Below are 5003 nucleotides of genomic sequence, written 5' to 3'. Positions count from 1 at the left end.
GCAGACCGAAGACAAGGAACTGGCTGCGCATTTCGCACCGATCGCCAAGGCGCTTGCGCAAAACGAGGCGGCTATCGTGGCGGAGATCGCGGCGGTTCAAGGCAAACCGGCGGATCTGGGCGGCTATTACAATACCGACCCCATCAAGACCGAAGCCATCATGCGGCCATCCAAAACCTTCAGGGCCATCATCGGGTAGGGGCCAAGGGCACGCCAAGCTAGGGAGATTCATCGTGATCTGGGGCAGGGTAAAAACCGCCGGCGGCACAGTTGTGTCCGGCGAAATCCACGACGGTTTTCTGACGCCTGGCGCTTGGCCCGCGAACATGGCCAGTGACGACACAGCAGGGCAAGCGGGCCGCATTGCGTTGGATGCGGCCACGCTTCTTCCGCCCTGCGCGCCGGGCAAGTTCATCGGGTTATGGAACAACTACCACGCGGCGGCGGAAAAGAACGGTTGGGCGGCCCCCGATCATCCGCTGTGGTTCCTGAAACCGGCGTCATCGGTTGCCGGGCAGGGCGCGAAGGTGGTTATCCCGCCCGCGGCCGGGCGTGTGATATTCGAGGGCGAATTGGGCATCGTCATCGGCCAGCGCTGCCACAATGCCACGGAAGAACAGGCACAAGCGGCTATCTTCGGCTACACATGCATCAATGATCTGACCTCGCTTGACGTGTTGAACGCCGAACCTTCCTTTCCGCAATGGAGCCGCGCGAAGGGCTTTGACGGCTTTGGCGTGATCGGCCCGGTGATTGCAACCGGGCTGGACTGGCGTGAACTGGTGGTCAAGGTCACCGTCAATGGCCGTGAGAGGCAGTCCTATCCGGCGTCCGACATGATCCTGCCGCCGGTCGAAATTGTGCGCCAGTTGTCTTTCGACATGACCTTGGAACCCGGCGATGTGATCGCGGTCGGAACGTCGCTGGGCGCGCGGCCCGTAAAACCGGGCGACAACGTTGCGGTTTCGATAGACGGCATCGGTGCGGTCGAAGTGACCTTGTGCGATGGCGCAACTGACCGCTGAGCAGCACCGGATACAACCCATGGTCTTGCCCCCCGCCGCAACGGGGGGCTATCGCGCAAAATCTATGGGCCGCTTCTTTTAGCGTGTCACCGATCAGGTCGTGCTTTTCGCGCTTTGTGCCCTGCGCCGCCGCAGGGTTTGCACAATCGACATTGCCAGCAGTGCGACGATCGCCAACACAAAGGCCGCTGCGATCGGGCGTTGCAAGAACACTATCGGATCGCCGCGCGAAATCAGAAGGGCGCGGCGCAGATTGGTTTCGATCAACGGCCCTAGCACGAAGCCAAGCAGCAGCAGCGCCGGGTTGAACCGCGCCAGCGACAGCGCATAGCCAATAGCCCCGATCAGTGCGACGGCGAAGATGTCGAAGGTGGAACCGCGCACCGAATAGACGCCAAGACAGACAAAAATCAGGATTGCCGGATAAAGCCAGCGGAAGGGGATGCGTAGCATCGACACCCAGATACCAATCAGCGGCAGGTTCAAGACCAGCAGCAGCAGGTTGCCGATGCCGAAACTCGCGATCAGCCCCCAGAACATATCGGGCCGTGCTTCCAGCATCAGCGGGCCGGGCTGCACGCCATGAATGACAAGCGCGCCCAGCATCAGCGCCATGATCGGGTCGCCGGGAATCCCAAGCGTGAGGGTCGGCACAAAGGCGCTGATCGCGGCGGCGTTGTTGGCCGCCTCGGGCCCTGCAACGCCTTCGATGGCACCCTTGCCGAACTTCTCGGGATGGCGCGAGACGCGGCGCTCGACGGCGTAGGCCAGAAACGAGGAAATGGTAGACCCGGTTCCCGGAAGCGCGCCGAAGAAGCTGCCAAGGCTTGCTCCGCGCAGCGCCGGGAAGGGAATGCGGCGCAACTCTGCACGGCTGGGCAGAAGTTCGCGCAGCTTGATGCGGGGCGGAACGCCCGTGCGCTCTGCTATGTGGATGTTGGAGATCACCTCTGCCACGCCAAACAGCCCCATTGCCAAGGCCACGAGGTTGACGCCGTCCATGAGTTCAGTCTGCCCGAAAGTGAAGCGCTGCACGCCCGAGTTCACATCTGAACCGACCGTGCCGAGGACCAGCCCCAGCACAACCATTGCAAACCCCTTTGCCGGGTGCTTCGCGCCGATGGTCGATGCGGCGACCAAGCCAAGCAGCATCATCGCCGCGTAATCAGCCGAGCCAAAGGCGGTTGCCGCGCGCGACAAGGCCCCCGACAGCAAGATCAGCACGAATATTCCGAAGAATGAGCCGAGAAAGCTTGAGGTCATCGAGGTGAAAAGCGCAACGCCCGCGCGGCCTTGCTGCGCTAGCGGGTAGCCATCCAGCGTGGTGACCGCCGATTGCGGAGTGCCGGGCAGACGCAGCAAGATGGAGGCAACAGCGCCGCCATACTGCGAGCCGTAATAAACCCCCGCCAGCATGATCAGCGCGGCTTCCGGGCTGAGGTAATAGGTGATCGGCAACAGCAGCGAGATGGTCGCCATCGCGCCGATGCCCGGCAAAACGCCGACGAATGTGCCCAGCACCACGCCCAGCACGCAGTAAATCAGCACGCCCGGCTGAAGCGACACGCTCAGCCCGTGCAAGAACCCTTCCCAGCCGCTCATGCTTGCCCCGGCCAAAGCGGGACGGTCATCTTCAGCCCGAAGTGGAACACCGCGACAGATAGCGTGGCAACGCAGAGGGCCAACACCAGTCGCCAGCCGATCCGGCGGTCAGGTGCCGCTGACGTGGCGATGAGAACGCTGACCAATGTCATCGTCACCAGCCCGGCGCGCTCCAGCCCCGCCGCGAAGACGAGGATCGCGGCCAGAACGGCCGCGGCCTCTTTCCACGCGATGCGCTCCCACTGCCCTATCCGCGCCCATGCAGGCAGCGCGATAATCAGCCCCAGCAACGCCAGAACACCGCCCAGCACCGCAGGAAAGAACCCCGGTCCCATGCGGCGTAGCGAGCCGATTTCATACTGCTCTACGGCATAGAGGGCGACAAACAGGCCGACCGCGGCGAGCAGCGCGCCGCCCGCCAGATCGTGGATATCGTGCTTCATCGGTCAGTTCTTTGCGTCAATCCGGTCGAGAACGGCCCCCCAGATCGCGGTGTCTTCGGCAATCCGCTGTTGCAGTTGCTCCGGCGTGCCCCCCGCGGCCTGCCAGCCCATATCCTCAAGCCGTTTCTGCACGGCTTCATCCGCAAGGATTGCGTTGATGTTTGTGTTGAGCAACTCGATGATCGCCGGGTCGGTGCCGACAGGGGCGATGAAGGCGTTCCAAAGCTCCGCCCTGAAATCGGCGGGCAGGCCGGCTTGCCCTGCCATCACCGGAACGTCGGGTGCCTGCGCAAAGGGCTTCGCCGAGGTAATCCCGAGGATCTTCAGTGTGCCCGCCTCGACGTATTGCAGCGCGGCCGAGGGCGCCATGAAGCCCGAGTCGATTTCGTGGCCGATGATTGCGGTGGTGACTTCGGCATAAGAGGTGAAGGGGATGTGCAGCATCTCGACGCCCGCGCGATCCGAGAACAGCTCTGCCGTCAGATGTGCGCCCGACCCTTTGCCGACCGAGCCATAGGTCAACGCCTCGGGCTCTTTGCCAGCCGCGGCGATGAACCCGGCAAGGTCCGTGGCCGGGAAATCTGCTGCCACGACCAGCACCAAGGGCGAGGTTGCGACCAGAACGACGGGTATGATGTCCTTTGCGACATCATAGCCCAAATCGGGCGTCAGCCGCGCTGCGGTCGTCATGGGCCCGTTGATGGTGGTGCCGATCGCGTAGTCCTTGTCTTTCGCGTTCAGCATTTGCTGGACGCCGATCACGCCACCGGCGCCGGGTTTGTTCTCGATAACGATCGGCTGGCCCAGAACGGTTGCAAGCGGCTCGGTCACGATCCGCGCCAGCAGGTCGGGTGATGATCCCGCGGGGAAGCCCACGAAGGTGCGCACAGGCTTGGTTGGCCAAGCGCTGCCTTGCGCGAAAACCGGCTTTGAAAGCGAGAGGGCAGCCGCCCCCATAAGGGCCGCGCGGCGTGTGATGTTCATCAGTGTATCCCCCGAAATGTTGTCTCGCACAAAGCGATCGATCCGGCGCGCAAGATCGCGGAAACGTCGTCCCTTTGCAAGCCGATGCCAGCAAATGGTGCGCCGAGAAACCCAAGCGCCGGTTTTCAGCCGTGTACGGCGATTTCTATACCAAAGTTCGGCGGGAAGCCGAAGGTCTAACATGGCCGTGGGGCGGGTTCACGCTTTGCCAGATTGCCGCAGATTCGAGGTGGCAGCGAAAATGACGAGATATCCGTGTGTTGAGAAAGGGCGTGGTGTCGCGCAGGATGATCGAACTATGGGGCGTCTGCTCGTTGTGCTCGAACCGCAAAATACGATACGGCTTCTTGGCGCACTCTCTGGCGCGCAATCCCTGCACCACGCTATCTGCACTGTTGCAGTGTCGATCTGCTGAACCTACGAAAGACCCTACCTGATGAAATCCTACGCCCTGACTGTCACCTGCCCCTCTGCGCGGGGCATCGTTGCTGCGATATCCACCTATCTGGCAGAGAACGGTTGCAACATCACCGACAGCGCCCAGTTTGATGATTTGCAGACCGGGCAGTTTTTCATGCGGGTCAGTTTTGCCAGCGAAACCGGCGCCAGCATCGACGCGCTGCGTGACGGCATGGCCGAAATCGCGCAGCGCCATGCCATGCAGTACGATTTTCACGACGAGCACCAGAAGATGAAGGTTATCATCATGGTGTCGCGTTTTGGCCATTGCCTGAACGATCTTCTGTATCGCTGGCGGATCGGTGCGCTGGCGATAGACATCGTTGGCGTGATCTCGAACCACATGGATTATCAGAAGGTCGTGGTTAACCACGACATCCCGTTCCACTACATCCGGGTCACTGCGCAGAACAAGGCCGAGGCCGAGGCGCGCCAGATCACGATCGTCGAGGAAAGCGGGGCCGAACTGATCGTTCTGGCGCGCTACATG

The 5003-nt window shown here is 62.1% G+C and carries 6 protein-coding genes; 3 read left to right on the top strand and 3 right to left on the bottom strand.

Annotated elements, in window-relative coordinates; genetic code table 11:
- Together ABY403_RS13205 and ABY403_RS13200 are read left to right on the top strand one after the other, a co-directional pair.
- Nucleotides 1-199, top strand: a 199-nt coding sequence (locus tag ABY403_RS13205; protein WP_372841294.1) for an NADP-dependent isocitrate dehydrogenase, incomplete at its 5' end; no start/stop codon positions are given.
- Between the two features lie 34 nt (nt 200-233).
- Complete coding sequence (locus ABY403_RS13200; protein ID WP_372841293.1) at nt 234-1025, top strand: fumarylacetoacetate hydrolase family protein; 792 nt, start codon at nt 234-236, stop codon at nt 1023-1025.
- Between the two features lie 93 nt (nt 1026-1118).
- Here ABY403_RS13200 and ABY403_RS13195 read toward each other — a convergent pair whose 3' ends face one another.
- The 3 genes from ABY403_RS13195 to ABY403_RS13185 are packed head-to-tail and all read right to left on the bottom strand — an operon-like array spanning nt 1119 to nt 4054.
- A complete protein-coding gene (locus ABY403_RS13195) occupies nt 1119-2627 on the bottom strand; it encodes a tripartite tricarboxylate transporter permease (RefSeq protein WP_372841292.1) in 1509 nt (502 codons plus the stop codon).
- Nucleotides 2624-3070, bottom strand: coding sequence for a tripartite tricarboxylate transporter TctB family protein (locus ABY403_RS13190; protein ID WP_372841291.1), 447 nt, complete (start codon nt 3068-3070; stop codon nt 2624-2626). Before ABY403_RS13190 ends, ABY403_RS13195 begins: the two co-directional genes overlap by 4 nt.
- Before the next feature lie 3 nt (nt 3071-3073).
- A complete protein-coding gene (locus ABY403_RS13185) occupies nt 3074-4054 on the bottom strand; it encodes a Bug family tripartite tricarboxylate transporter substrate binding protein (protein ID WP_372841290.1) in 981 nt (326 codons plus the stop codon).
- Nucleotides 4055-4490: 436 nt separating this feature from the next.
- Between ABY403_RS13185 and ABY403_RS13180 the strand changes: the two genes are divergently transcribed.
- A partial coding sequence (locus ABY403_RS13180) for a formyltransferase family protein (protein ID WP_372841288.1) occupies nt 4491-5003 on the top strand: 513 nt, incomplete at its 3' end.

Origin of the sequence: Phaeovulum sp., assembly GCF_041596715.1 — a bacterium.
GTDB lineage: Bacteria > Pseudomonadota > Alphaproteobacteria > Rhodobacterales > Rhodobacteraceae > UBA6213.
This window is presented reverse-complemented; position numbering and strand designations above follow the sequence as displayed.